This is a genomic window from Nocardia spongicola (assembly GCF_047200775.1).
Taxonomy (GTDB): Bacteria; Actinomycetota; Actinomycetes; order Mycobacteriales; family Mycobacteriaceae; genus Nocardia.
Genome location: NZ_JBJZOO010000002.1, coordinates 413407 through 438357, shown reverse-complemented (window position 1 = coordinate 438357; position 24951 = coordinate 413407). Strand labels below are relative to the sequence as shown.

General features: G+C 65.1%; 23 protein-coding genes. 8 read left to right on the top strand and 15 right to left on the bottom strand.

The window, feature by feature from the left end; all coding sequences use genetic code 11:
• Nucleotides 1–7: 7 nt before the first annotated feature.
• The 3 genes from ACL02S_RS07045 to purL all read right to left on the bottom strand — a co-directional run bounded on the left by ACL02S_RS07045 (nucleotide 8) and on the right by purL (nucleotide 5115).
• Entirely contained in the window at nucleotides 8–721 is a 714-nt protein-coding gene (locus ACL02S_RS07045; protein WP_412801481.1) for a CPBP family intramembrane glutamic endopeptidase, read from the bottom strand.
• Nucleotides 718–2451, bottom strand: a complete 1734-nt coding sequence (locus ACL02S_RS07040) for an alpha/beta hydrolase (RefSeq protein WP_412801480.1) — start codon at nucleotides 2449–2451, stop codon at nucleotides 718–720. The genes ACL02S_RS07045 and ACL02S_RS07040 overlap by 4 nt, the downstream gene beginning before the upstream one ends.
• A 369-nt stretch (nucleotides 2452–2820) precedes the next feature.
• Nucleotides 2821–5115 carry a phosphoribosylformylglycinamidine synthase subunit PurL gene (gene purL / locus ACL02S_RS07035; protein WP_412801479.1) on the bottom strand — a complete coding sequence of 765 codons (2295 nt, stop codon included), beginning with the start codon at nucleotides 5113–5115 and terminating at the stop codon, nucleotides 2821–2823.
• Between the two features lie 230 nt (nucleotides 5116–5345).
• Between purL and ACL02S_RS07030 the strand changes: the two genes are divergently transcribed.
• Nucleotides 5346–6677 carry a glycosyltransferase 87 family protein gene (locus ACL02S_RS07030; protein WP_412801478.1) on the top strand — a complete coding sequence of 444 codons (1332 nt, stop codon included), beginning with the start codon at nucleotides 5346–5348 and terminating at the stop codon, nucleotides 6675–6677.
• Here the strand turns inward: ACL02S_RS07030 and ACL02S_RS07025 are convergent.
• Both ACL02S_RS07025 and ACL02S_RS07020 read right to left on the bottom strand, forming a co-directional pair.
• A complete protein-coding gene (locus tag ACL02S_RS07025) occupies nucleotides 6626–7924 on the bottom strand; it encodes a M18 family aminopeptidase (protein ID WP_412801477.1) in 1299 nt (432 codons plus the stop codon). The genes ACL02S_RS07030 and ACL02S_RS07025 overlap by 52 nt on opposite strands.
• Before the next feature lie 234 nt (nucleotides 7925–8158).
• On the bottom strand, nucleotides 8159–8599 hold the full coding sequence (locus tag ACL02S_RS07020; protein WP_412801476.1) for a MarR family winged helix-turn-helix transcriptional regulator: 441 nt from the start codon (nucleotides 8597–8599) through the stop codon (nucleotides 8159–8161).
• A gap of 57 nt (nucleotides 8600–8656) precedes the next feature.
• On the opposite strand from ACL02S_RS07020, the gene ACL02S_RS07015 reads away from it, so the two are divergent.
• Complete coding sequence (locus ACL02S_RS07015; protein ID WP_412801475.1) at nucleotides 8657–9733, top strand: substrate-binding domain-containing protein; 1077 nt, start codon at nucleotides 8657–8659, stop codon at nucleotides 9731–9733.
• Between the two features lie 67 nt (nucleotides 9734–9800).
• On the opposite strand, the gene purQ is transcribed toward ACL02S_RS07015, so the two are convergent.
• Nucleotides 9801–10478: a phosphoribosylformylglycinamidine synthase subunit PurQ gene (gene purQ, locus ACL02S_RS07010; RefSeq protein ID WP_412801474.1), complete on the bottom strand. Its 678-nt coding sequence runs from the start codon at nucleotides 10476–10478 to the stop codon at nucleotides 9801–9803.
• Entirely contained in the window at nucleotides 10475–10711 is a 237-nt protein-coding gene (gene purS, locus ACL02S_RS07005; RefSeq protein WP_412801473.1) for a phosphoribosylformylglycinamidine synthase subunit PurS, read from the bottom strand. The genes purQ and purS overlap by 4 nt, the downstream gene beginning before the upstream one ends.
• Before the next feature lie 142 nt (nucleotides 10712–10853).
• Here purS and ACL02S_RS07000 point away from each other — a divergent pair, with 142 nt between their 5' ends.
• Nucleotides 10854–11498: an MBL fold metallo-hydrolase gene (locus ACL02S_RS07000; protein WP_412801472.1), complete on the top strand. Its 645-nt coding sequence runs from the start codon at nucleotides 10854–10856 to the stop codon at nucleotides 11496–11498.
• A gap of 93 nt (nucleotides 11499–11591) precedes the next feature.
• Here the strand turns inward: ACL02S_RS07000 and fdxA are convergent, their stop codons facing one another.
• The gene (gene fdxA / locus ACL02S_RS06995; RefSeq protein ID WP_412801471.1) at nucleotides 11592–11942 is read right to left on the bottom strand and encodes a ferredoxin; all 351 of its coding nucleotides are present in this window, start codon (nucleotides 11940–11942) and stop codon (nucleotides 11592–11594) included.
• Nucleotides 11943–12453: 511 nt separating this feature from the next.
• On the opposite strand from fdxA, the gene ACL02S_RS06990 reads away from it, so the two are divergent.
• Both ACL02S_RS06990 and gad read left to right on the top strand, forming a co-directional pair.
• Nucleotides 12454–12648 carry a hypothetical protein gene (locus tag ACL02S_RS06990; RefSeq protein WP_412801470.1) on the top strand — a complete coding sequence of 65 codons (195 nt, stop codon included), beginning with the start codon at nucleotides 12454–12456 and terminating at the stop codon, nucleotides 12646–12648.
• 231 nt (nucleotides 12649–12879) lie between these two features.
• Nucleotides 12880–14280, top strand: coding sequence for a glutamate decarboxylase (gad, locus tag ACL02S_RS06985; RefSeq protein ID WP_412801469.1), 1401 nt, complete (start codon nucleotides 12880–12882; stop codon nucleotides 14278–14280).
• 207 nt (nucleotides 14281–14487) lie between these two features.
• Here gad and ACL02S_RS06980 read toward each other — a convergent pair whose 3' ends face one another.
• From ACL02S_RS06980 to ACL02S_RS06955, 6 genes are all read right to left on the bottom strand, one after another.
• Entirely contained in the window at nucleotides 14488–15189 is a 702-nt protein-coding gene (locus ACL02S_RS06980; protein WP_412801468.1) for a DUF2334 domain-containing protein, read from the bottom strand.
• Between the two features lie 142 nt (nucleotides 15190–15331).
• A complete protein-coding gene (locus tag ACL02S_RS06975) occupies nucleotides 15332–17509 on the bottom strand; it encodes a S9 family peptidase (RefSeq protein WP_412801467.1) in 2178 nt (725 codons plus the stop codon).
• A 90-nt stretch (nucleotides 17510–17599) separates the two neighbouring features.
• Nucleotides 17600–18022 carry an HIT family protein gene (locus ACL02S_RS06970; RefSeq protein ID WP_412801466.1) on the bottom strand — a complete coding sequence of 141 codons (423 nt, stop codon included), beginning with the start codon at nucleotides 18020–18022 and terminating at the stop codon, nucleotides 17600–17602.
• A gap of 120 nt (nucleotides 18023–18142) precedes the next feature.
• Nucleotides 18143–19564, bottom strand: coding sequence for an adenylosuccinate lyase (gene purB / locus ACL02S_RS06965; protein WP_412801465.1), 1422 nt, complete (start codon nucleotides 19562–19564; stop codon nucleotides 18143–18145).
• Between the two features lie 116 nt (nucleotides 19565–19680).
• On the bottom strand, nucleotides 19681–20328 hold the full coding sequence (locus ACL02S_RS06960; RefSeq protein WP_412801464.1) for a TetR/AcrR family transcriptional regulator: 648 nt from the start codon (nucleotides 20326–20328) through the stop codon (nucleotides 19681–19683).
• 120 nt (nucleotides 20329–20448) lie between these two features.
• A complete protein-coding gene (locus ACL02S_RS06955) occupies nucleotides 20449–21636 on the bottom strand; it encodes a pyridoxal phosphate-dependent aminotransferase (RefSeq protein WP_412801463.1) in 1188 nt (395 codons plus the stop codon).
• Between the two features lie 53 nt (nucleotides 21637–21689).
• Here ACL02S_RS06955 and ACL02S_RS06950 point away from each other — a divergent pair, with 53 nt between their 5' ends.
• Nucleotides 21690–22646: a M23 family metallopeptidase gene (locus ACL02S_RS06950; RefSeq protein ID WP_412801462.1), complete on the top strand. Its 957-nt coding sequence runs from the start codon at nucleotides 21690–21692 to the stop codon at nucleotides 22644–22646.
• Between the two features lie 29 nt (nucleotides 22647–22675).
• Here the strand turns inward: ACL02S_RS06950 and purD are convergent, their stop codons facing one another.
• A complete protein-coding gene (purD, locus tag ACL02S_RS06945; protein WP_412801461.1) occupies nucleotides 22676–23947 on the bottom strand; it encodes a phosphoribosylamine--glycine ligase in 1272 nt (423 codons plus the stop codon).
• Nucleotides 23948–24083: 136 nt separating this feature from the next.
• Here purD and ACL02S_RS06940 point away from each other — a divergent pair, with 136 nt between their 5' ends.
• Nucleotides 24084–24461, top strand: a complete 378-nt coding sequence (locus ACL02S_RS06940) for a PH domain-containing protein (RefSeq protein ID WP_412801638.1) — start codon at nucleotides 24084–24086, stop codon at nucleotides 24459–24461.
• A 49-nt stretch (nucleotides 24462–24510) separates the two neighbouring features.
• Nucleotides 24511–24936 carry an HIT family protein gene (locus ACL02S_RS06935; protein WP_412801460.1) on the top strand — a complete coding sequence of 142 codons (426 nt, stop codon included), beginning with the start codon at nucleotides 24511–24513 and terminating at the stop codon, nucleotides 24934–24936.
• Nucleotides 24937–24951: the final 15 nt, after the last annotated feature.

Genomic DNA, 24951 nt, shown 5'->3' with positions numbered 1-24951 from the left:
GCCGACCTCACTTCGCTTGGCGCACCTTTCGCTTTCGCATAGTGCCAGCTCGCGCGGATACTCGCGGCGCAGGGGCGTGGTCGAGGCGTCGACCGTCGAGCCTGCGCGCCAGATGTGGGGCGATCGCGCCACCCGCGTTGATCGCCAGATGCAGCAGCGCCGGGGCGGCGGTACCAGCGGTGCCACGGCGCAGTGCCCCGAACACCAGGCCGCCCGCGGTGGTGGTGGTTACCGTGCCGAGCACGCTGTCGCCCGCCGCCCGTGCTGGTGCGATATGCCAGAGTCCGAATATCACCGCACCGAGTAGTGCGCCCGTTCCGGCCCCGAACGAATCGTCGAGCAAGGGGTCCAGCGTGCCGCGAAAGATGAGCTCCTCGCTATACACGGTGCCGATCGGAATATGCACAACAACCCATTCGAGCAGGGATACCCCCGGGCTGCGCCCATGGAGCGCAGCCGCCCGCTGCTGTACCGATGGAAAGGTGAGGGCCGCACCATAACCTGCCACGACTGTCGAGGCCGCCAGCAGGCCGTAGCGTATCCCGCGAGCCGAACGCCAGTTCGGCGTGCTGCGCAGGGTGAGTGCGTAGCCGGTGGCGAATCCGGCTGTCGCCACGGTTCTACCGCGCACACCGACATCGAGCCGAGGCAGGGCCACCGCACTCCAGGCGAGCGGGAAAACAACGGCCGCAACGGTTCCCGCGACCCGCACACCACTCATTTGATCTCCCGCTCGTACTCTTCCTCGGCCACAAGGGCAGCCCGGATCCGTTCGGACAGCTCGGGTGTCCAGTCCGGCGGCGGCAAGATAGCCGCCCACCCATCCAGTACCAAGCTGCCGTACCGGTGTCCATGCCCGTCGGTGACTCCCACCGCGTTGGTGAGGTCGGCGCTGACCTGCCAGAAGGTCACGAACGGCCACCAACGCATCTGGGTGGAGACATCCGAGCCCCTCGGCTCGGACAACCAATCCGGCTTCGAGAAGATCAGATCCGGCGACCACCAGACGATCGGATCGGACGCGTGTTGTAGATAGACAATGCGCGGCGGACGCCATTCCGATGAGGGCAGTGCCAGCTCGGCACGGTTGGCTGCGAACCTGACCACGAGCCCGTCCGCGTATACCGGCTGCACCTCGCGCGAACCAGGGTCGCGACGGGAGACGAATTGCCGCCACAGCCGGTTGGAATTCGGCGGGCCGACCCATAGCGCGCCGTCTACTTGGGCCCGCAGCTCGGCCAGCCCATCGAACGCCGCCTCCGAGCCCTGCGAACCCAGACTCTCCCCGTATACCAGTAACTTGGGTCGCAGTTCCGGTGGCCGTACTGCCACGTGCTGGTACACCGCGTCGAACAAGTCCTTACCCGCCGCGGCGGCTTTGCCACGGTCGGCCAGGAACGACAGTACGCTCGGCAGATACGAGTACTGGGTGGCCACGATGGCGGTGTCGCCACCGTACATGTACTCGATCGCCCCGGCCGCCATGGAGCTCACCCACCCGGTTCCCGTTGTGGTGACCACCACAAGCACCTGCCGGTCGAACGCCCCGGTTCGCTCCAGTTCGGACACTGCCAGATCGGCCGGTTTCTCCTCGCCTTCGACCGAATCCAGGCCGACATAAACCCGGATCGGTTCCTTGGCCGGTCGCCCGGTGACCGCGGCGATGCGACTGACAGTAGGGCCGTGTGAGACGAACCACCGCCCTTCGTAACCGAGCGTCTCCCATGCGGCGAATGAGGCCGGGCTGCCGGAACGCTCCGGCCGCTGCGGCTGGATGGCCTCGGCCAAAGAGCGCTCGTTGCGTACACTGAAAGCCGAGTTGGCTACCGCGAAGAACGCCCGTGAGGCGACACCGTTGAAGATCGTGACTGTGCACACCACCAGCACGAGCAACCCCATGGACGGTGCCAGCTCGCGCGGTACCCGCACCCACCGATTGAGCAGGTGGGCCAGAGACAGGACGATCGCGCGCACCGTCCGGTACACCGCGACCACCACGATGCCGACGGCCACACTGAGCACTCCGACGCGCAGATAGGCAGAGGTTGTGGTGCCCGACATCCCCATAAGTGCTGCGCTTTCGCGCTGCCATCGCGCCGATTGCACCAGCATGAGCGCGGCACTGAGCACCGCGGTGATCAGGATCGCCGACTTGACCGCGTAACGCACCCAGGTCGGCGGTGGGGAAACCGTGAGATGCGGCCGCACCCACAGCCGGAACATCCATTCCAGCAGGCAGCCGGCACCGTATCCGAGCGCGGCGTTGATCCCGCTGATCAAACCCTGGAACAACCAGTCCCGCGGCAGCAGCGACGGCGTTACCGACAGCGCGAAGAACACCGTGGCGACCACCAGCCCGGCATAGTTCAGGTCGATGATCACCTCGGCACGCCGAATAACTGCGACGGCACGCGCACGTAGCCTTCGCATGGCCCCAGCGGTCTCCAGCACCCGACCAGTATGGCGGTCGCTACCGACGATTCAGCACTTTGTACCGACAACGTGGCCATGATCGGCCCCGATCCGGGGCGCACAACAGCAGATCCGCCATCGATACGACCGCGTCCCGGCCTACTACGCAGTCCACTCGAGTAGTTGTACTCGTGTGCCCCCGTCTCGTACTCGGCAGAATTCCTACCCGTGAGTACACCGGGCATCTCCCGACCGACCCGGTGCGCACAGTGACTCGGGTCGCGTCCGGCGCCTGACACACGTGCATCCGGGAGCCCGGTAAACGAGGGGTCCAGGTCCCCGGGTGCACGTTCACACCTCCGCTTTCCTCACCACGATTTCCCCACCACACGACAGGGAACGCTGCGATCAGGCCGTGCCCGCGCCGAAAAGCTTCGGCAGCGTGCCCTCATGGGCAGCCCGCAACTCGGCCATGGTGATAGCGAACCGGCCCTGGACCTCCACCGAATCCGACCCCTGATCGACCACGCCGATACGCACCCAGGGCAGCTCCCGCGCGGTGCACATGCGAGTGAATCGAGTTTCCTCCGAGCGTGGTACGGCGACAAGCACCCGGCCCGCCGACTCGGCGAACAGCATGACGAACGGGTCCGCGTCCTCGGGAAGCAGAATGCGACAACCGGTTTCGCCCGCGAGCGCGGCCTCGACGACAGCCTGGGCGAGACCACCCTCCGAAAGATCGTGCGCGGCACTGATCATGCCGTCCCTCGATCCGGCGGTCAGCACCTCGGCCAGCAGTTTCTCGCGGGCGAAGTCCACTTTCGGTGGAACACCACCGAGATGGTCGTGGGCGACCTGCGACCAGATCGAACCGCCGAATTCGTCATGCGTCTCACCGAGCAGGATCAGCGTCTCCCCCGGCTCCAGGCCGAGCCCGGTCGGAATACGGCGGTGCACATCGTCGAGTACCCCGAGCACACCGACTACCGGGGTCGGCAGGATCGCGGTCTGACCGGTCTGGTTGTAGAAGCTCACATTGCCACCGGTGACCGGGATACCGAGCGCAACGCAACCATCAGCCAGGCCACGCACCGCCTGCTGGAACTGCCACATCACCGCCGGATCCTCCGGGGAACCGAAGTTCAGGCAGTTGGTAACCGCCTTCGGTGTCGCGCCGGTGGTAGCCACATTGCGGTAGGCCTCGGCCAGCGCGAGCTGCGCGCCGGTGTAGGGATCCAGCTTGGTGTAGCGGCCGGAGGCGTCGGTGGCGAGCGCGATACCACGGCCGGTCTTCTCATCGATCCGGATGACACCCGCGTCGGCATGCTCGGCGAGCACGGTGTTACCGCGCACGTAGCGGTCGTACTGCTCGGTGATCCACTTGCGGCTGCACAGCTGTGGGCTCGCGATCATCCGCAGCAGCGTGGCTCGCAGCTCATCGGCATTCTTCGGCCTGGTCAGCCCGTCGGGAGTGGCAGCGACCAGCGCGTCCTGTTCCTCGGGGCGGGCGACCGGACGCTCGTATACCGGTCCCTCGTGCGCGACCGTGCGCGGCGGCACATCGACGACCGTCTCCCCATTCCAGGTGACCACCAAACGGTCACCATCGGTGACCTCGCCGATCACCGTGGCCAGCACATCCCATTTACGGCATACGGCCAGGAACGCGTCCACATTCTCCGGGGTGACCACCGCGCACATACGCTCCTGCGACTCGCTGGAGAGCACCTCGGCCGGAGTCATATTCGCCGCGCGCAGCGGCACCTTGTCCAGCTCGATGCGCATACCGCCGTCGCCTGCTGCCGCGAGCTCGGAAGTCGCACAGGACAATCCGGCACCACCCAGGTCCTGGATACCGACGACCAGCTCGGCGGCGTACAGCTCGAGACAGCACTCGATGAGCACCTTCTCGGTGAACGGATCACCGACCTGTACCGAAGGCAACTTCTTGCGGCCCGCGCCGGACTCGTCACCGGAGAACGTGTCCGAAGCCAGCACCGACACCCCGCCGATGCCGTCCAGCCCGGTGCGCGCGCCGAACAACACGATCTTGTTGCCGGTGCCAGAGGCGAAGGCCAGATGCAGATCCTCGACCCGCATCACGCCGGCACACAGCGCGTTCACCAGCGGGTTGCCCTGATACGATGGGTCGAATACGGTCTCACCACCGATGTTCGGCAGGCCGAGCGAGTTGCCGTATCCGCCGATTCCACGCACAACACCGTCCACGACGCGACGGGTATCAGCCGCTTCCGGCGCACCGAAACGCAACTGATCCATCACCGCGATCGGGCGCGCGCCCATGGCCATGATGTCGCGCACGATACCGCCGACCCCGGTGGCCGCGCCCTGATACGGCTCGACATAGGAGGGATGGTTGTGACTTTCGACCTTGAAGGTGACCGCCCAGCCGTCACCCACGTCGACAACACCCGCGTTCTCACCGATGCCCGCGAGCATCGACTCGCGCATCTGTTCGGTGGTGGTCTGACCGAAGTAGCGCAGATGCACTTTCGAAGACTTATAAGAGCAGTGCTCACTCCACATCACGGAGTACATGGCCAGCTCGGCGTCGGTCGGCCTGCGCCCAAGGATCTCCTTGATGCGGGCGTACTCGTCGTCCTTGAGGCCGAGTTCTTTGTAGGGTTGCGGCGCATCGGGGGTTGCTGCGGCTGCGCTGACGGTGTCGACCTGCGGAGTCACGGAGTACCAGGGTCCTTTCGGCCGGGCATTGTGAAGCGACGAGCATTGTCACTGGGTTGCGGCGAGATGCCTGAGCGTCAGTCTAGAGGCACTGGGTACGGGCCATGTTGACGAGGCCACCACAGTGCTACCCGCCGGGGGCGCCGATCGAGGGACGTATCGTCCGACGTGCGGTGTCACCATATGGGCCGAACGACCGAACGACCGAACGGACCGGTTACGCTGAGCCGGTGAACGATGGATCGGGGGTTGCGAATCCGGATACGCGGTCGATCACCACCGGCACCGCGCCATCCGGGAACGAAGAGCCATCCAGGAACGAAGAGTCGATAACCGCTCCGGACAGCACACCACCGAGGCAGCCGGTGTCCCAGGTACGTTGGCTGATCGCCGCTATCGCGCTGTTCGCGACATCAGTGCTCGTATCGCTGCTGACGCAGTGGTGGTACGGCTACATCGATCTGCAGGTCTATCGCAACGGCGCCCGCGTCTGGCTGGACGGCGGCGAGCTGTACGGCCCGATGCCACCGGTGTACGGGATCGGATTGCCGTTCACATATCCCCCGCTGGCCGCGCTGTTCTTCGCACCGCTGGCCCTGATGCCGCTCACGGTCGCCACAGTGCTGGTGATCACCACCTCCATAGCGAGTCTCGGTATCTCATTGTGGCTGGTACTGGCCCGGCTGCGCCCCGAATTCTCCCGGCTGACCACGCTCACCCTCGTCATCGGCGCGGTCGCGGTGACGCAGTTGTTCGAGCCGATTCGGCAGACCTTCGGTTTCGGCCAGATCAACCTGGTGTTGATGGCAGCGATCACACTGGATTGCCTGGTACGCAAACCGTTCTGGCCGCGTGGCATGTTGATCGGCATCGCCGTATCGGTGAAGCTGATCCCGGCCGGCTATCTGTTGTACTTCCTCCTGCGCAAGGACTGGAAGACCGCGGGCACGCTGGTCGCGTCCGCGATCGCGGCGGTCGGCCTCGGTTTTCTGCTGTTCCCCAGTGATTCGGTGGACTACTGGTTCCACACTCTCGCCGATACCGGCCGGATCGGACCGCCGCATTTCGCGGGCAACCAGTCCATCAAGGGTGTGATATTCCGCCTCGGCGTGCCTGATTCGGTAGCCACAGCATTGTGGATCGCACTGTCGCTGCTGGCCATCGCGCTCGCCGCGGTATGGATGCGCAGGCTGATCGACGCGGGCGCGACCGTGGCGGCACTGCTGGTGAACGCCGCGGCGGTGCTGCTGGTCTCGCCGGTGTCCTGGTCACATCACTGGGTGTGGATCGCGCCCGTGCTTATAGTCGCCGCCGACCGTATGGCGCGGGGAACCCGCAACCCATGGCTGATCGCACCGGCCGCGGCCTGCGCCGCACTGTTCCTGATCGGGCCGCAATGGCTGTTGCCGCACTCCGACGACCACGAGCTGGGCTGGACCTGGTGGCAACAGCTCATCGGAGGCAGCTACGTGCTGGTCACTTTCGCGATATTCGTCATCGCGGCCGCCACCTACCGCCCGGCGCTCTCCGGAGTCAGGAAAGCGGCAAGCGCCGCGGCATAAGCCGGGACATCCGAAGCACCCATCAGTTCTCGCGCCGAATGCATCGCCAGTTGCGCGGCGCCGACGTCGACGGTCGGCATACCGGTGCGCGCCGCGGTCATGGGTCCGATGGTGGAACCGCAGGGCAGATCGGCGCGGTGCACATAGCGCTGTAACGGAACTCCGGCTTGTGCGCAGGCCAAGGCGAACTCACCGGCCCCGGCGGCATCGGTGGCATAGCGCAGATTCTGGTTGACCTTGAGCACCGGACCACCGTTCACTTCGATCCGGTGCGCGGGTTCGTGCCGCTCCGGATAGTTGGGATGGGTGGCATGCGCCATATCACCAGAGGCACATACCGAACCCGCCAGCGCGGCAAGATAATCGGCGCGACCACCGCCACGTGCGAGCACGATACGTTCCAATACGGCGGGAAGCAGATCCGATTGCGCACCACGATCGGACTGACTGCCCACCTCTTCGTGATCGAACATGACCAGCACCGGAACCGCCGCGCCCGGCTCATCGATCGCGGCCAGAAAAGCACGCAGACCGGCGAAACAGGTGCCCTGGTTATCCAAGCGAGGCGCGCTGACCAGATCCTGTTCCCGGCCCACCAGCCTGCTCGGCGCCAGATCATGGGTCATCAGCTCCCAGCCGAGCACCGTGCCCGGGTCGACCTCGGCATACTCGGCCACGACATCGAGGAACGCGCCCGGTTGCTCCCCCACACCCCATATCGCGTTGAGATGTCGTTGCGGATCCAGCGTGACACCGCGGCGGTCCTCGGACAGATGGATCGCCAGCTGCGGCACCCGCAGAATCGGCTCATCGATCCGAACCAACCGCTCACGCACGGTGTTTCCCGCACGCACACTCAGCCGACCGGAGATGCCGAGCTCCCGATCCAGCCAAGAGTTCAGCCAAGCGCCGCCATACGGTTCGAGGCCGACCAGTTGCCAGCCCGCCGAGGCCAGGTCCGGATGCTGCTTGACGCGCAGATTGGGACTGTCGGTGTGCGCGCCGACCACCCGGAACGGGGCCGTCTCCGGCACCTCCGTGGCCGACCAGGCGATCAGCGACCCGCCGCGTACCACATAGTGCCTGTTCAGGCCCGCGGAAGGCCACACATCCGATTCGTTGAGCCGAGTGAATCCCCGCAGCTCCAATTCCGCGGCGACAGTTCGGCAGACGTGAAACGGCGAGGGCGAAGCATCGATGAACGCGCACAGCTCGGCGGCAGTAGCGGTGGTGGCAGAAACGGGCATGCCTGCGATCCTAGGCAAGCCGACCGCTAGCGGCCTGCTACAGCCGTGGCACCGGGCAGCACAAATACCGGCTATACGGCACTACCCGCAGTACGCACCGCGCGACCATCGGATACGAATGATCTCCCGCTCCCATGGTTTCCCACCCGAGCACTACAGCGGGAATAATTCACCGGTACCGACATATCGGATATTCCCAGAATTCATCGGATGAATCTCGGATGCTTTGATACATTACGCATATTGCTCAGTGACGAGTGAAACCAGATCGAGCAATCGCACGAGTTCGACATATCGGCGCGCGCCGATTCTCTCCCGCAACTCACGCTCGGCCCGCACCTCCTGTGCTCGTACCTCGGCGACCAGATCAGCCCCGAGCCTGCTGAGGCCGATCACGATGCGTCGCCGATCGTCCTGCGCGGCGAGCCGGAAGATCAGGCCACGTTCAGCAAGATAATCAGCATGCCTGGTAGCCGAGGATGGTGCGATCTGCGATTTCGCCGCCAGCTCGGTCATGGTCATCCCCTCGTCGACACATAGATTCGACAGCATCGACCACTGGTCCGGCGAAAGTTTCCTGGCACACAGCGCTGCGTCCAAATACCGCACCCAACCGCGCTCCGCGGCACGCAACGCGCCATGCAGCGTCTGATTTCCGCTTACAATAGGCGTCATTATTTCCCGTTTTCCTGCCTGCCATGAATTTCGCTCGAACGAGAAGAAGAGTACCCAATGGCGACGTTCGGCGAGAGCCCGGAACACACCATCGAGATCCTCAACATAGTCCCGTTACAAGGCCCGGGAGGTATCGTCGCACCCTCCTGCCTCGCAGCGATATCCCTGGCTGTGGATGAAATCAACCGAGGTGCGGGAATTCTGGGAAGGGAAATTCGCACTACGAATATCGACGGTGGGCGTCCACCGCACGAGGTGGCCACCGAGGTCTCGGCACTGCTGGCCACGGGAATGACACACGCCATCACCGGCTGGCACACCTCCGCAGTCCGGCGCGCGGTAGCGCACGCCGCCGCGGGCCGGGTGCCCTATCTGTACGCCACCAGCCATGAAGGGTCGACCGACGAGCCACCCGGTGTATTACTGCTCGGCGAACACCCCGCCGGGCAGACCGTACCCGCCATGCGATGGCTCGAACGCGAATACGGCGTACAGCGCTGGGCGATCATCGGAAACGATTACATCTGGCCACGCCGGACCGCCGAGGCGATTCGCACCGGTCTGGTTTCCCCGGCCACCATCGTGCTCGAACAGTTCGTTCCACTCGGCTTCCCTGACTTCTCCGATTTCCTCCACCACCCGGCGCTGGACCTGGCCGATGCGGTGGTGATCCTGATGGTCGGTGCCGATGTCGCCCGCTTCAATCTGCAGTACACGGCCACCGGCCGCGCCGCGACACAGCTCCGGTTCAGCCCGGCCGCCGACGAGAACGTGCTGCTGGCCGCCGGCCAGGAAGCCAACCGCAACTTCTTCGTCGCCTCCAGTTTCTTCCTCGACAACCGCACCTCCGACGGACGCGACCGGATGATCCGTTACCGCAAGCGGCATGGGGCGTTCGCCCCTGTACTCAGCAGTTTCGGCAATGCCGCCTACGAAGCCATCCATACCCTGAGCGCGCTGGCGCAGGCGGCCGGATCCCTGGCGGTGCCGGAGATCCTCGGCACCCTCGACCAGGGACTGCTTCTGGAAACCCGAGGCGAGATCGGGGGTTTCCGAGGTAACCAGCTCATCCGGCACGGTTACCTCGCCCACGCCTACGGCACCGAGCTCGACATCGTCGATCGCATCGCCTGAGCCGATATCGCCAGAGCCAGGGCCCGCATGGCCACTCTCGGCGCAGAACTCAGAAGGAAACTCCAGCTCAGGCGGAAACCAGGGTGTCGAGCACCGAAAGGAACAACCCGAGCCCGTCGTCACTGGGTCCGGTCAGGGGCTCGGTCGCGTGTTCTGGGTGCGGCATCAAGCCGACAATCCGGCCGTTTGCCGAGGCGATACCAGCGATACCGCGCTGTGAACCGTTCGGATTGTCACCCGCATAGCGGAACACCACCCGACCCTCGCCTTCCAGCTCGTCGAGTACCGCATCCGAAGCCTGGTAACGGCCCTCGCCGGACTTGAGCGGGATGAGGATCTGGGCGCCCGGCTCGAACCGTGAGGTCCATACCGTGGATACCGACTCGACGCTCAGCCACTCGTCCCGGCAGATGAAGTGCAGACCTTCATTGCGGGTCAACGCACCGGGCAACAATCCGGCCTCGCACAGCACCTGGAAACCGTTGCAGATACCGAGCACCGGCATTCCGGCACCCGCCGCGCGCACCACCTCGGTCATCACCGGGGCGAACCGAGCGATAGCACCTGCCCGCAGGTAGTCGCCGTAGGAAAAGCCGCCAGGGACGATCACCGCGTCGACGCCCTTCAGGTCGGCATCGGCATGCCACAGACCGACAGCCTCGGCACCGGCCGAGCGCACCGCCCGTGCGGCATCGACATCGTCGAGCGTGCCGGGAAACGTAATGACCCCGATCCGCGCGGTCATGAGAGGCGAACCACCTTCCACTCCTCGATCACCGTGTTGCACAACAGTGATTCGGCGATCTGTTCCAGCGTCGCGTCGTCGATATCGTCGTCGACGTCCAGTTCGAATCGCTTGCCCTGCCGCACATCCGAGATGCCCTCGAATCCCAGGCGCGGGAGTGCGCCGACAATGGCCTGCCCCTGCGGATCCAGGATCTCGGCCTTCGGCATCACCTCGACCACGACTCGTGCCACGCGTTGCTCCTCATGTGGTTGGGGGGGGTACCTCAGCAGCGTAGTTGTGCTGGTCGGAAGCGACATCCGCGGGGTAGGCCAAGACTCGGCGGCACCGGCGAATGAGCCGGGCAGCGACCCATCGCGTCGATAGCATGATCGGATGCGCATAGCTCACTTCGGTCATTCCTGTCTCCTCGTCGAGCTACACGACACGAAGATCTTGTTCGACCCAGGCACCTTCTCCCATGGCTTCGAGGGGCTCACCGGCCTGGACGCGATCGCGGTCACCCATCAGCATCCCGACCACATCGATCCGGACCGGATCGATGCGCTCATCGCGGCCAATCCCGGCGCACGGTTGTTATCGGATCCGCAGACCGCCGAGCAGCGCGGCGGGCCATGGGAGCCGGTGCACGCAGGCAACGTGCTTACACTCGGCGGATTGCAGATCACGGGTGGCGGCGGCAGGCACGCCGTCATCCATCCGGAGATTCCCGTGATCGACAACACGGTCTTCCAGCTGGGCACTCCGGACGACCCGGCCCAGCTCGTGCATCCGGGCGACTCACTGTGGGTGCCACCGGTCCCGGTCGGTGTGCTGGCCGCCCCCGCCGTGGCGCCGTGGATGCGGATCAGCGAGGCCGTCGACTATCTCCGCGCGGTCGGCCCTCGGGTCGCGCTACCTATCCATTTCGGCATCATCCAGCCAGAGGCGCGGGGCATCTACTTCGGCCGCTTGACCGAAATGGCACCGGCCGGAACAGAATTTCGAGTGCTCGTACCGGAAGACGACACCGACCTGTAAGCGCTGCCATACGGATCTACCGAGCGCTCCGGATACAGTGCGCGATCAGTCTACGAGTCGCGGCCCGAGCCGGCCCGGCTGCCGTTTCGCGTATTACGGCCGGATATTCCGTTTCGGCAGCTGGGTCACCATCGGGGTATCGACCCCGACAGGGCCGAGTTTGGTTGCACCGCCAGGTAATCCGAGTGGCTGGTCGCGGCCGGGTAGGGTCTGGGCGAAGAAAGCGGCGTTGTCGTCGCAGTAGGGCTCGAGATCGGCAGGCAGGTCGCCCTCGTAGTAGATCGCCTCCACCGGGCACACCACCGCGCACCCACCGCAGTCAATGCACTCGTCGGGGTGGATATACAATGAACGCTTGCCCTCGTAGATGGAGTCGGTAGGGCATTCCTGCGTGCACGCCCGATCCATCACATCCACACACGGCTCGCCGATCACATATACCATCCTCTATTTATACGTCGAATCTACGGATGGATTGCGCGAATTTTCGGTACGGAACCGGCCGCATGCGCATCGGCACAAAGTATCGGTCAGCGCCGATCTCGCGCTCTTCCAAGACATCTCGCTGACACAGATACGCAGCCGTCGCCCGGTGGAGGCATAAGTGGTGCGCAGCGCTCACGCAGGCGGGATCCCGGTCCTCGGCACTGCGGCAGTCGCGGTGTGCGTGAATCAGAACATGGATCGCCTATGCGATGACCGGAAAGGCGACCGTCGAACAGGTGCAAGGCTGCATGAGCTGCTTCAGTGGCTTGCACAAGGGGCCAGCAGACTAGCGTGAAGTGATAGAGGTCACAATTCAGCATCTACTGACGGGTACGTGCTGCGCACGAAGCATCCGGGAGGCATTCTCAACCCACTGATCGAGACTGTTCCCATGTATCGCTCGACTGTCATCTCTACGTGATTCTCTAGACCTACAGTGAGTTTCATTGCCGCACAGGAGGAACCTCCGATGACTGCCGTGATCGAGCCTGACGAGACAGTGATGATTGCGGGCCCGAAGGACACCGAGATCGCGATCACAAATGCACTGCGACGCGCGGGCTGCACCTTCGATGAACTCGCACAGCAAGCAAGGACCGGCCATTTCCAGTCCCTACGTGCACGGCTGGCCTGGGTAGCCATCGGCGGCTACTACAAGGCCTGATTTCGGCGCGGAGATTCGATCTCGAACGAGACTCACGCGAGTTCGATGAAGCAACTGCGCGCGGCGGTCCGGAACCATCCGGATATCGCGCTCGAGGTGCTGAAACTGGAAAATCACATCTGAGCAGTCGCTGTCGAACACAGTGCACACCCGGTCCCCCGTCTTGCTGACCGATGGCCTCGGCTCCCCGCTCCAACACCTCGCACACGAGCCACACCGGGAGCTTTGTTCATGTCTGAAGGATCCGAAGAAATCGATGACCTGTTCGCGCGGCCCGGACTGAGCCGAGCCGCACCGAAGACCGGTTTTCCGGCACACGAGATGCTTCCTCCAGTCGCCTACGAGCTCGTGCACGATGAACTGATGCTCGACGGTGTCTCCAGAATGAACCTGGCCACCTTCTGCACCACCTGGGTGGACGACCACGCCCGCAGGTTGATGGCAGAATGCATGGACAAGAACATCGTCGACAAAGACGAGTACCCGCAGACCGCCGAACTCGAGCAACGAAGCGTCCGCATGGTCGCTGACCTATGGCACGCGCCGGACCCTGCCACCACCCGTGGCACCTCGACCATCGGTTCCAGTGAAGCGGCCATGCTCGGCGGGCTCGCCGCCAAATTCCGCTGGCGCGCCCGAGGCGGCACCGGGACACCCAACCTCGTCTGCGGGCCGGTACAGGTCTGCTGGGAGAAATTCGTCCGCTACTTCGACGTCGAGATCCGGCAGATTCCCTTGCGCGGCGACCGGCTCACCCTGCACCCCGACGATCTCGCGGAGCACTGCGACGAGAACACCATCATGGTCGTGGCCACCTTAGGCCAGACCTTCACCGGCCTGTTCGAGGATATCGCCGGAATCAGTGCCACACTCGACACCCTCCAGCAAGCACAGGGCTGGGATATCCCGATCCACGTCGACGCCGCCAGCGGTGGCTTCCTCGCCCCCTTCACCGCGCCCGATCTGGTGTGGGACTTCCGGCTGCCCAGGGTGAAGTCGATCAACGCCTCCGGCCACAAAACCGGGCTCACGCCCCTCGGCTGCGGCTGGGCGATCTGGCGCCGAGCCGATGACCTACCGGAAGAACTCCTCTTCAATGTCGACTACCTCGGCGGCAGTATGGCCACCTTCACCCTTAACTTCTCCCGGCCCGGCGCCCAAGCGATCACGCAGTACTACGACTTCATCCGCTTGGGCCGCGCCGGCTACACCAGAGTGCAGTCCGCTATCTACCACGTAGCACGACACCTCGCCGAAGGCCTGCGCCGGATCAGGATCTTCGAACTGCTCCACGATGGCGATCCGCAGCGTGGCATCGCGGCAGTGTGCTGGCGGCTGACCGGAGCCCCCGGATTCAACCTCTACGACCTCTCCGACCGGCTCCGTTCCAGAGGATGGCTGATCGCGGCGTATCCGCTGCCCGCGGATCGGAAAGACGAGACGATCATGCGCGCGGTGATCCGCCACGGTTTCACCGTCGATATGGCCGATCTGCTGCTCGCCGACCTCGCCCGGTGCCTCGAACAACTGCGCCTTAGACCGTTCACGACCTCGCTCACCAGCGAGGACGCGGGTAGCTTCACCCACACCGCGGCACCCGCCGTGCCGACAACGGAAATCACACCACCCTGAACAGGCCACACCGCCTGACCGAGTAAACCGATCACACGGTGACCACCTCTGTTACACCACCCCACGGGACTTGACCGTCGACCACCTCTGCTGATCCTGCCCGTATGGCCTGCCCTCGGTGAGTAAGGATAGTGAGGGTCACATCTTCCCGTTACAGAGATAGTCTTCGGCCACTGAGCTATCCCATTCGCGGGCGACGGCAGGCATTCACGCGGCCCGAGCTGCCGGAAACGGCTCCCAGCGGTAGGTCGCGCCCACCGCACCATGGAATAACGCGAGGTCGACAGCGTCGAGCATGGCTTGGCGCGGCCCTGGGCGCTGTAACTGCACGGCGGATACGGCCAGGCGGAGTATTCCGCCGCGGCGGGCGGTACGGGCGGCACCGAGTACCAGCGCACGGCACCACCACGGCTCCGCGCGGAATCCCTCGCCGAGGCCGTACACCCTGGACTTCAGCGCCGTATTGCGCTCCAGGTCGATGATCGAGGTGAGTCCGAGCGCGAGCCGGAAACCGAGCTCCGGCAATACCTCCAGCGCACCCGTCGAGGCGTTCCAGCGTGGTGCCGCGAAGAGGCGGGTACGCACATCGACCTGTTCGAGCACTCGGTCCGCCGCGGTCAACCGCAAACGCGCCTCGTGTTTGGGCAGCGCGGCGAACTCGGCGCGCCTGCGTTTGGTGGCCGCTTGGTCGTAGCCGTGCAGCACGATGGCATCGCCGCCTGCCCGCCTGCTGCGCAGCCATTCCTGTGTAGCCGGATCGTCGAGCAGCCGGTATTTACCCTTCAGCCGCGGCGCGACCAGCAAGGAAAGTGGCACACCACGTCGATCCATCTGTTCGGCGAATTCGAACGCCGCGTCTGTGGTGGTATCCCTGATCCCGGAAATCGACACGATCAGCTCAGCGTTCATGAGTCAACGATGCCCACCGCATATGTCATCGATGTGCAGCCCACATGACTACGCGGCGAATACTCCACCACACCACGGCACATCCGGTGAGGTCGGCGGTAGCGGTGCACCGCTACCGCCGGGCCGCTGGGTAACCCAACGGCTACACCTCGGCGAGACCAACCGTGTCGAGCATCCAAGCGAACTCGAAGGCCACTTCCCGCCACTTCTCATAGCGTCCGCTGACCCCGCCGTGGCCCGCGCTCATCTCCGTCTTGAGCAGCAGCGGCGCATCGCCGGTCGCGGTGGCGCGCAGCGCGGCGATCCACTTGGCAGGCTCGACGTAGAGCACTCGGGTGTCGTTCAGGCTGGTGATGGCCAGAATCGCCGGATAGTCCTTGGCCTCGACATTCTCGTACGGCGCATAGGACTTCATGTATTCGTAGACATCCTTGTCCGCCAGCGGGTTTCCCCACTCGTCCCATTCGATGACAGTGAGCGGGAGAGATGGATCGAGGATCGAGGTGAGCGGGTCGACGAACGGGACATTGGCCAGGATGCCCGCGAACAGCTCCGGCGCCATATTGGCCACAGCGCCGACCAGCAGACCACCCGCGCTGCCGCCGTCGGCCACCATCCGGTCCGCCGTGGTGACGCCGGTGTCGATGAGCTGCCGGGCACAGGAGACGAAATCGGTGAAGGTGTTCTTCTTACGTAACGTCTTGCCGTGCTCGTACCAGAGCCTGCCCATCTCACCACCGCCACGGACATGGGCGACCGCGAAAACCACACCGCGATCCAGCAGCGAAAGACGCGCGACCGAGAAAGACGGGTCGATACTCGCCTCATAGGAGCCGTAACCGTAGAGCAGCAGCGGTGCGGGTGTACCGGTATCCGCGCCCTTCTTCCGCACCAGCGAGATCGGGATCCTGGTGCCGTCCTCGGCGACCGCCCAATCCCGATGCTGCTCGTAATCGTTCGCGTCGTAGCCGCCGAGTACCGGCTGCTCCTTGCGCAACAGCAGTTCGCCGGTGGCCGGGACGTAGTCGAATACCTGCATCGGCGTGATGAACGAGGTCAGCCCGATCCGCAGGGTCGGCTGCGTCCACTCCGGGTTCGAGCCGACGCCGACAGCGAAGAGTTCCAGGTCGAAGCCGAGTTCGCGGCGCTCGCCGTAACCGGATTCGGTCAGCGGCCATACCGCGATCCTGGTGAGCGCCTCACGCCGGTAGCTGAGCACCAAGTGGTCACGGAAGCAGTCGATGTCCTCCAGTCGCACATCGTCGCGATGCCCGATCAGCGTCGTCAGGTTCGACGGGTCATCGACCGGTGCCTCAGCGAGGACGAAATTCTCCGCCTTGGCTCCGTCCACCACGTCGTTGTGCAAGATCAGAAAGCGATCCGCACCGCCGATCACCGCGTGTTCGGCGGAGTACTCGACACCCTCACGGCGCGGCAGCAATACGCGGAACTCGCCTTCGGGATTGTCGGATTCCAAAACCCAGCCCTCGCTGGTGATCTTCGAACCGAGCCAGATCATCAGGTACTTCTCCGAGCGGCTCGCGCCGATACTCACCCAATAGCGCTCGTCCGGCTCGTGGAAGACCTTGGTATCGGGATCGGTACTACCGAGCCGGTGCCGCCACACCGTATCCGGGCGCCACGATTCGTCGACAGTCTGATAGAAAACGTGGCTGCCATCCAGCGACCAAGTGGCACCAGGTGCGGTACCAACGATCTCGTCGCTGAGCAGCTCCCCGGTGCGCAGGTCCTTGAACCGCAACACATAACGCTCGTCGCCCGTCGTGTCCACCGAGTAGGCAAGCAGATTGCCGTCATGGCTGATCGAGAACGCGCCGAGCGCGAAGAATTCCTGCCCCTCGGCCAGCTCGTTACTGTCGAGCAGCACCTCTTCGCCCGCGACCTCGGTCTGCGCGTCCAGCGGCGGCGGGGTCCACTCGTCGATACCTTCGGCATCGGTCGCGATCGGGCAACGGCAGTGCACACCGTACTGCTTGCCCTCATAGCTACGCGAGTAATACCAGTAGTCACCCAGCCGAGTCGGCACCGACAGGTCGGTCTCCTTGGTACGCGCCTTGATCTCGCCGAAAATCTTCTCGCGCAAGGCACCCAAATGCGCGGTCCGCGCTTCGGCGTAGGCGTTCTCCGCCTCCAGATAAGCGAGGACGTCGGGATTCTCCTTATCCCGTAGCCACTCGTAGTGGTCGACGAACACGTCGCCGTGGTGCACCCGTTCCACGGGCACCCGCTGCGCGATCGGCGCCGCCACGGCAGGAGCTCCGCTGTGGGATTCAGAGATCGTTCCGCTGTCGAGAGCCATGGCGTCCACCCTACTGTTCTGCTGCCGCGCCACCCGACGGTCGGATGATGTCGGGTGGCGCCAGGCCCTGCCATCCCCGGGCGTGGCTGCTCACTCCGCGAGCGCCCCCCGAATCGAGGCAGCGAGATAGTCCAGGTCAGCACGCTGGGGATGGGTGGGCCGCCCCCGCAAGCCGAACCCATCGCCCTGGGTACGCGGAATCACGTGCAGGTGCACGTGGAAGACCTCCTGCCCGGCCGTCACCCCATCGGCCAGAAAGAAATTGACCCCCTCACACCCGACCTCACTGGACCGGAGCGCGGCGGCCAGCCGCTGCCCCACCTGGAACAGCTTCCCGCCGATCACCGGATCGAGTTCGGCGAGGCTACGCGCGGGTACCCGTGGCACCACCAGCAGGTGCCCCGGCGTCATCGGCCGGATGTCCATGAACGCGAGCACATCGTCGTCTTCGAAGACTTTGCTCGACGGCGCCCGCCCCGCGATGATGTCGGCGAAAATCGTGTACGGATTCACGGCACGCAGCCTATGCGCTCACCCGCCTCGGGTGCGTACCCCGATTCCCGCCGCCACCCGACGCTCCTGAGAAACCGGTGCCGTCACCCATCGACCGGACGGCGCTCCGGTCGGTTCCGATCAGAGGATCGGCGAGGGCTGGTAGCGGGCCGCGTCCGGATAACGCTCGACCAGTTTCTGCACCCGTGCGATGACCTCGGCGACCTGGGCCTCGGCGGCACCGACGAAGGCGGATTTATCCGCAAGCGCCGCATCGAGCGCGGCGCGGTCGAGCGGCAGCCGCTCATCAGCGGCAAGCCGATCCAGCAAATCGGGTTCCCGGCCCTGTTCCCGCATCGCCAAGGCGACCGCGACGGCGTGCTCCTTGATGACCTCATGCGCGGTTTCACGTCCGATACCCGCGCGCACAGCTGCCATGAGGATCCGGGTGGTGGCGAGAAAAGGCAGGTAGCGATCCAGTTCGCGGGCGATGACGGCCGGGTACGCGCCGAATTCGGTCAGAACGGTGAGGAACGTTTCCATCATCCCGTCGATCGCGAAGAACGCGTCCGGCAGCGCGACCCGGCGGACCACCGAGCAGAACACATCGCCCTCGTTCCATTGCGCGCCCGCCAGCTCGGCGGCCATCGAGGCATAACCGCGCAACACCACTTGCAGACCGTTGACCCGTTCGCACGAGCGGGTATTCATCTTGTGCGGCATCGCCGAACTGCCTACCTGGCCGGGTTGGAAACCCTCGGTGACCAGCTCGTGCCCGGCCATCAGCCGGATGGAGTGCGCCAGTGAAGACGGCCCGGCACCCAGCTGCACCAGTGCGGAGAGCACATCATGGTCCAGCGAGCGCGGGTAGACCTGACCGACACTGGTGAGCACGGTCGTGAAACCGAGATGCGCGGCCACCTGCTGCTCCAACCGGGCGAGCTTGACCGGATCACCGCCGAGCAGATCCAGCATGTCCTGCGCGGTGCCCATCGGCCCCTTGATCCCACGCAATGGATAGCGGTCGATCAGTTCACGCACTCTTGTCAGCGCGATCAGCAGCTCATCGGCCGCGGAGGCGAAACGTTTGCCCAGTGTGGTGGCCTGCGCGGCGACATTGTGCGAACGGCCCGCCATTACCGATGTCTGATATTCGGCGGCGCGCTCGGCCAAGCGCGCGACGATCGCGACACCATGCGCGTGCACATGTTCCAGCGACAGCCGGATCTGCAGCTGCTCTACATTCTCGGTGAGATCACGGCTGGTCATACCCTTGTGCACGTGCTCGTGCCCGGCCAAGGCGTTGAACTCCTCGATGCGCGCCTTCACATCGTGCCGGGTGATCCGCTCGCGCTCGGCGATCGAGGCGAGATCGACCTCGTCGAGTACCCGCTCGTAATCCGCGACGACCCCTGCCTGCACATCGATGCCGAGCTCTACCTGCGCCCGCAATACTTCGAGCCACAGCCGCCGCTCCAACACGATCTTGTGCTCGGGCGACCACAGATGGACCAATCCGGGGCCTGCGTAGCGGGTGGCGAGGACATTGGGGACGAAGCTCACGTCTGATGAGTCTAATGCCAGGAAACGAGTGATTCGCTGAGCCCTACGTGGCCACGCGAGCTACCGCCTCCTGGCCCAGCGAGCGCGCTGGGTCCGATCGCAGCGCGCCCGGGTCCCTACGTGGCCACGCGAGCTACCGCCTCCGGGCCCAGCGAGCGCGCTGTGGGGGGCGCGACGATGTCGATTACTTCCAAGAGTGCGCCACGGGCCGTCCCGCGCGGTTCCGGGTCGAGCTCACCGAGGGCCGCGACCACCGCGCCGTCCACCACCGCGACCAACCTGCGCAGCTGCTCTTGGCGCACCACCCGGTCGGAACGGCGCAGCACGTCGGCCAGCAGCTCGTCCAGTTCGACGCGTAACCGTAGCTGGACTTCCCGTAGCTCCGGATGCCGCGCCGAGGCGATCGAGCGTTCGTAGCGGGCGATCAACTGCCGGTGCGCTACCTCGTCCGCGCTATCGGCCCCCACCAGCAGATCGAGTACCAGATCCACGGTGGCCTCCGCGCCGCGGCGGCGATGGCTCACCTCACCGACCCGTCTGCGCATGGCGTCGAGTTCGGCGTTACCGCTGAACTCGACCGTCCTGGCGATCAGGTCGTCCAAGGACTGGAAGTAGTACGTGGTCGAGGCCAGCGGCAGATCAGCGCGCGTCGCGACCGAACGATGCCGCACTGCTTCGAATCCACCTTCGAGCAGCAACTCGGCGGCGGCGGTCAACAGAGCCTGGCGACGCCGTTCGCCTTTCGGGGTCGTCGCGGTGATCACTGTGCCATCGTGCCAGTCATTCTCGGTTCTTACAGGGGAAATCAGCAGGAAATCAGCTACGTTGTGGTGCCGCGTGCACACCGCCACAGTACCGAAGCGCGGAAAATCATTCTGTGGAAATCATTGCCCGGCAAAGGATCGGACACTGAGATAGTGCCCCAGCCGTAGTAATGCCTCCTCGATGTCCTCGGTAGCTCCCGCGAACGAGAAGCGAACTGTGTGATGTCCATGGACGGTGTCGAAGTCGATCCCCGGCGCGAGCGCGACCCCGGTGTGCTCGAGCACATCGGTGCACCAGGCCATGGAGTCGTCGGTGAGATGACCGATATCGGCATAGACGTAGAAGGCGCCATCAGCCGGGGCGAGATCGGTTATACCCAGCTCCGGTAGCCCGTCGAGCAACAACCGCCGGTTCATCGCGTACCGGCGGACATGCCCGTCGAGTTCCGCTTTGGCCTCCGCGCCGAATACGCACCGCGCGGCGTACTGCGAGATGGCGGGTGGGCATACGGTCAGATTCGAGGCAAGCCGCTGCAATGCGGGCCGCAGCCGAGGAGGCACCAGCATCCAGCCGAGCCGCCAGCCAGTCATGGAGAAGTACTTGGAGACCGAGCCGATCACCACCGATTCCCGCGAAGTGGCCCAAGCCGACGAGGTCGTGGCCGCGGCGCCGGAGCTGTCGTAGGTGATGCCGTGGTAGATCTCGTCGGAGATCAACAGCGTGCCGTGCTCCTCACACCAGCGGGCCAATGCCGCGAGTTCGCCGGGCGGGATCACAGTACCGGTGGGGTTGGCCGGGCTGGCTACGATCAAGCCGGCAGGTGGCTCCGGTAATGCCTCCAGCATGGCGACATTCGGCTGGAATCTGGTCTCGGCACCGCAGTCCAGCTCCAGCACGCGGCAACCGAGCGCGGTCAGCGTATTGCGATAGGCCGGATAGCCGGGACGCGCGACCACGACGGTGTCACCCGGATCGAAAGCGGCGAGGAACAACAGCGAGAACGCACCGGACGAGCCGGTCGTCACCACCACGTCGTCCGGATCCACCTGGTAGCCGTAGCTCTCGCGATGATGCTCGGCGATCGCTTCGCGAATCGCGAGAATGCCGAAAGTCTCGGTATAGCCGAGTAGTTCGGATTCGATTGCCCGTGCGGTCGCGCGCAGCACCGGGGCAGGCGCAGGTGTCGAGGGCTGCCCCGCGGCCAGGACGAGCACATCACCGTGGGTTCTCGCGCGTTCCGCGGCGGCTTTCCAGACATCCATCACGTAGAAAGGTGGAATGGCCGACCGGCGAGATTCTCTTGGCACTCGACAGACGGTAGAGCACCCGCTCCCGCGCAGTCATGATTACGGTCGGGTCGATGCTTGAAAAAGTTCGACGAGACGGGCTCGACCATGAGCACGGAGCGGGGGGCATCGGAAGTATTTCGCCGGACCAGCCCGCACCCGTATCGGATATTCCCGCGCGGACACCGATGGTGGTGGGACGGAGATGGGATCCGCGCATCCGGTGGGCGGGCATACCGGAGCCGAGGGCGATATGGCAACGCCGCCCGAGCCGCGAGCAGGTGCGCGCACTGGCGCGCACCCACCGGGCACTGTTGGCCTGGCTCACCGTGACCGTGATGTTCACTTCGGGTGATGCCGCGTTCGCCGGGACAATTACCGACCGTGCTCCGGCCCCGAACCATGCCCAGCGCGTCGCCTTCGCCTATCCACCACAGATCCAGAGCACGCCGTCGTCGGCGCGCAGACTGCTGAACGCGATCGCCAAGGGGGAACGGCTGCGCGAACAGGCGGTGGTCGCGGCCGCCGCGCGCGCGACTCTCGAACGCGCCAAGGCCGAGGCCGCCGCCGCGGTCGCCGGCGAGCGTCAGCCGTGGATGGCCGGGAGCGCGGCGCCGCTACCAGGGGCGATCCTGCCCGGCATCACCGGCTTCGTTCTGCCGACCCGCGGTATCTTCACCTCTGGATTCGGTTCCCGCTGGGGAACATTCCACAACGGCATCGATATCGCGGGACCACTCGGCACTCCGATCTACGCGGTCGCCGCCGGTACCGTGATCGATGCGGGCCCGGCCCAGGGCTTCGGGCTATGGGTACGGATCCGCCACGACGACGGCAGTATCACCGTCTACGGGCATATGTACGACTTCTTCGTCTCCGTCGGTGAACGGGTTCCGGCGGGCATGCAGATCGCCAGGATGGGCAACCGTGGCGACTCCACCGGCCCGCACCTGCACTTCGAGGTGATTGCCGACGGGCGGCATGTGGACCCGGTGCAGTGGCTGGCGCTGCGCGGACTCGGCTTCGGCTGAACCCGGCTCCCCGCGGTAGCGCCGCGCGCTCAGACCGTGATGTGGTTTTCGACGGCGGCCATACCGATATCCGTGCGGTAGTGGCTGCCCGGCAGTTTGATCGCGGCGATACGGTCATAGGCACGCGCCCGCGCCTCGGCCAGATCCGCTCCGGCACCGACCACATTGAGCACCCGCCCACCGGAGGAGAGCAGAGCACCGTCTTCGCGCGCCGTGGTTCCGGCGTGCAGAACCATGGCGGTGTCATCGAGCGCCGCCTCACCCGCGCCGGAGATGACATCGCCGAGGCGCGGATGGCCTGGATAGTTCTCCGCGGCCAGCACCACGGTTATCGCGGCGCCATCCCGCCAGCGCGGCGGAGCCACCTGGGCGAGTCGGCCGGTGGCGGTGGCGTCGAGCAGTTCACCGAGCGGGCTGTCCAGCAATGCGAGCACCGCTTGTGTCTCGGGATCACCGAATCGGCAATTGAATTCCACTACCGCCGGACCGGCCGCGCCGATCGCCAGACCGGCATAGAGCAGACCGGAGAAACCACTTCCCCGGCTTACCAGTTCGCGGGCAACAGGTTCGACCACATCCTCGACGATCGCGGTAACAATCCCCTCTGGCAGCCAGGGCAACGGCGTATAGGCACCCATTCCGCCGGTATTCGGCCCGGTATCGCCGTCGCCGACACGTTTGTGGTCCTGCGCGGGCAGTAACGGAACCACCGTCTCGCCGTCGACCAGGCAGAACAGTGATACTTCCGGTCCGTCCAGAAAAGTTTCCAACAGCACCGGATGGCCCTGCTCCAGCAGATCCGCACCGTGCTTACGCGCCACAGAGCGGTCCGTGGTCACCACCACACCCTTACCCGCGGCGAGCCCGTCGTCCTTCACCACCCAGGTCGGCCCGAAGCGATCTAGCGCATCGTCGAGTTCGGCCGGGCTGTCCACCACCTCGCTATGCGCGGTGCGCACACCCGCCGCCGCCATCACATCCTTGGCGAATGCTTTGGAACCCTCGATCCTGGCAGCCGCGGCCGATGGACCGAAGCAGGCGATTCCCGCCGCGCGCACCGCATCGGCGACACCGAGCACCAACGGCACCTCAGGACCGATCACCACGAGGTCAGCGCTGATTCTGGTGGCCAGGGAGACCACCTCCTCGGCCGAGCACGGGTCGACCGGGCAGGCCTGCGCGTGCTGGGCAATCCCCGGATTTCCTGGTGCGGCGAAGAGCGCGCTCACCGCGGGGTCCCTGCGCAGGGCCAGGACGAGGGCATGTTCACGGGCTCCGGAACCGATGACGAGTACACGCACGGCACACAGCCTAATCCAGCCTTGTGCCGTCTTCGCCGCTGCCGGGCCTGATACAGGGGATGATGAATAGCGACAACGGATGTGGGCCACGCTGCCCGCATCGACCACATCGGAGCAGCCGAAGGATGTGCTGACAATGGGTCTGATGGACGGACTGATGGGTAATGCGGGCCGGATCGATCCGGGCCGAGCGCAACAGGAGTACGCCAGGCTCTTCGGCGAGGGCGAACAGGTCTATGCCGCGTATCTACTGGTCCGAGACGCCATGCTGTTCACAAACCGCCGCCTGATCCTGATCGACAAACAGGGTGTCACCGGGCGGAAGGTGAGTTATCACAGCATCCCCTACCGCGCGATCAGCCATTTCTCGGTAGAGACGGCGGGCACTTTCGATCTGGACGCCGAATTGGCCATCTGGATCTCCGGCGCGGCCGAGCCGCTGCAGAAGCGGTTCAACCGGCAGGTAGACATCTACGAGGTGCAGGGCATCCTCTCGCACTTCGTGGCGGTGTAGCGCGGCCGGTGCACGGCCATGGGGCGCGCACCGGTCTAGTCTGCGGTACATGGCTTCTGTCTTCAGCGCGATCATCGCCGGTCAGCTCCCTGGCCGATTCGTATGGGAGGACGACGAGTTCGTCGGCTTCCTCACCATCGCCCCGGTCACCGAGGGCCACACCCTCGTGGTGCCACGCAAGGAAATCGACCAATGGCAAGACGTCGATGCCGATACCTTCGCCCGGCTCACCGGCGTCGCCCAGAAGATCGGCCAGGCCGTACGTACCGCATGGGACGCGCCGCGCGCCGGCCTGCTGATCGCGGGCTTGGAGGTGCCACATCTGCACCTCCACGTCTTCCCCGCCTTCACCCTCGGCGACTTCGACCTCTCCGGCGCCGATCCGAATCCGAGCCCCGAGTCCATGGACGAGGCACAGCGCAAGATCAAACAGGCGCTACGTGAGCTCGGCTACGGCGACAACGTGCCCGACTGAACACGGTCGCGGCCG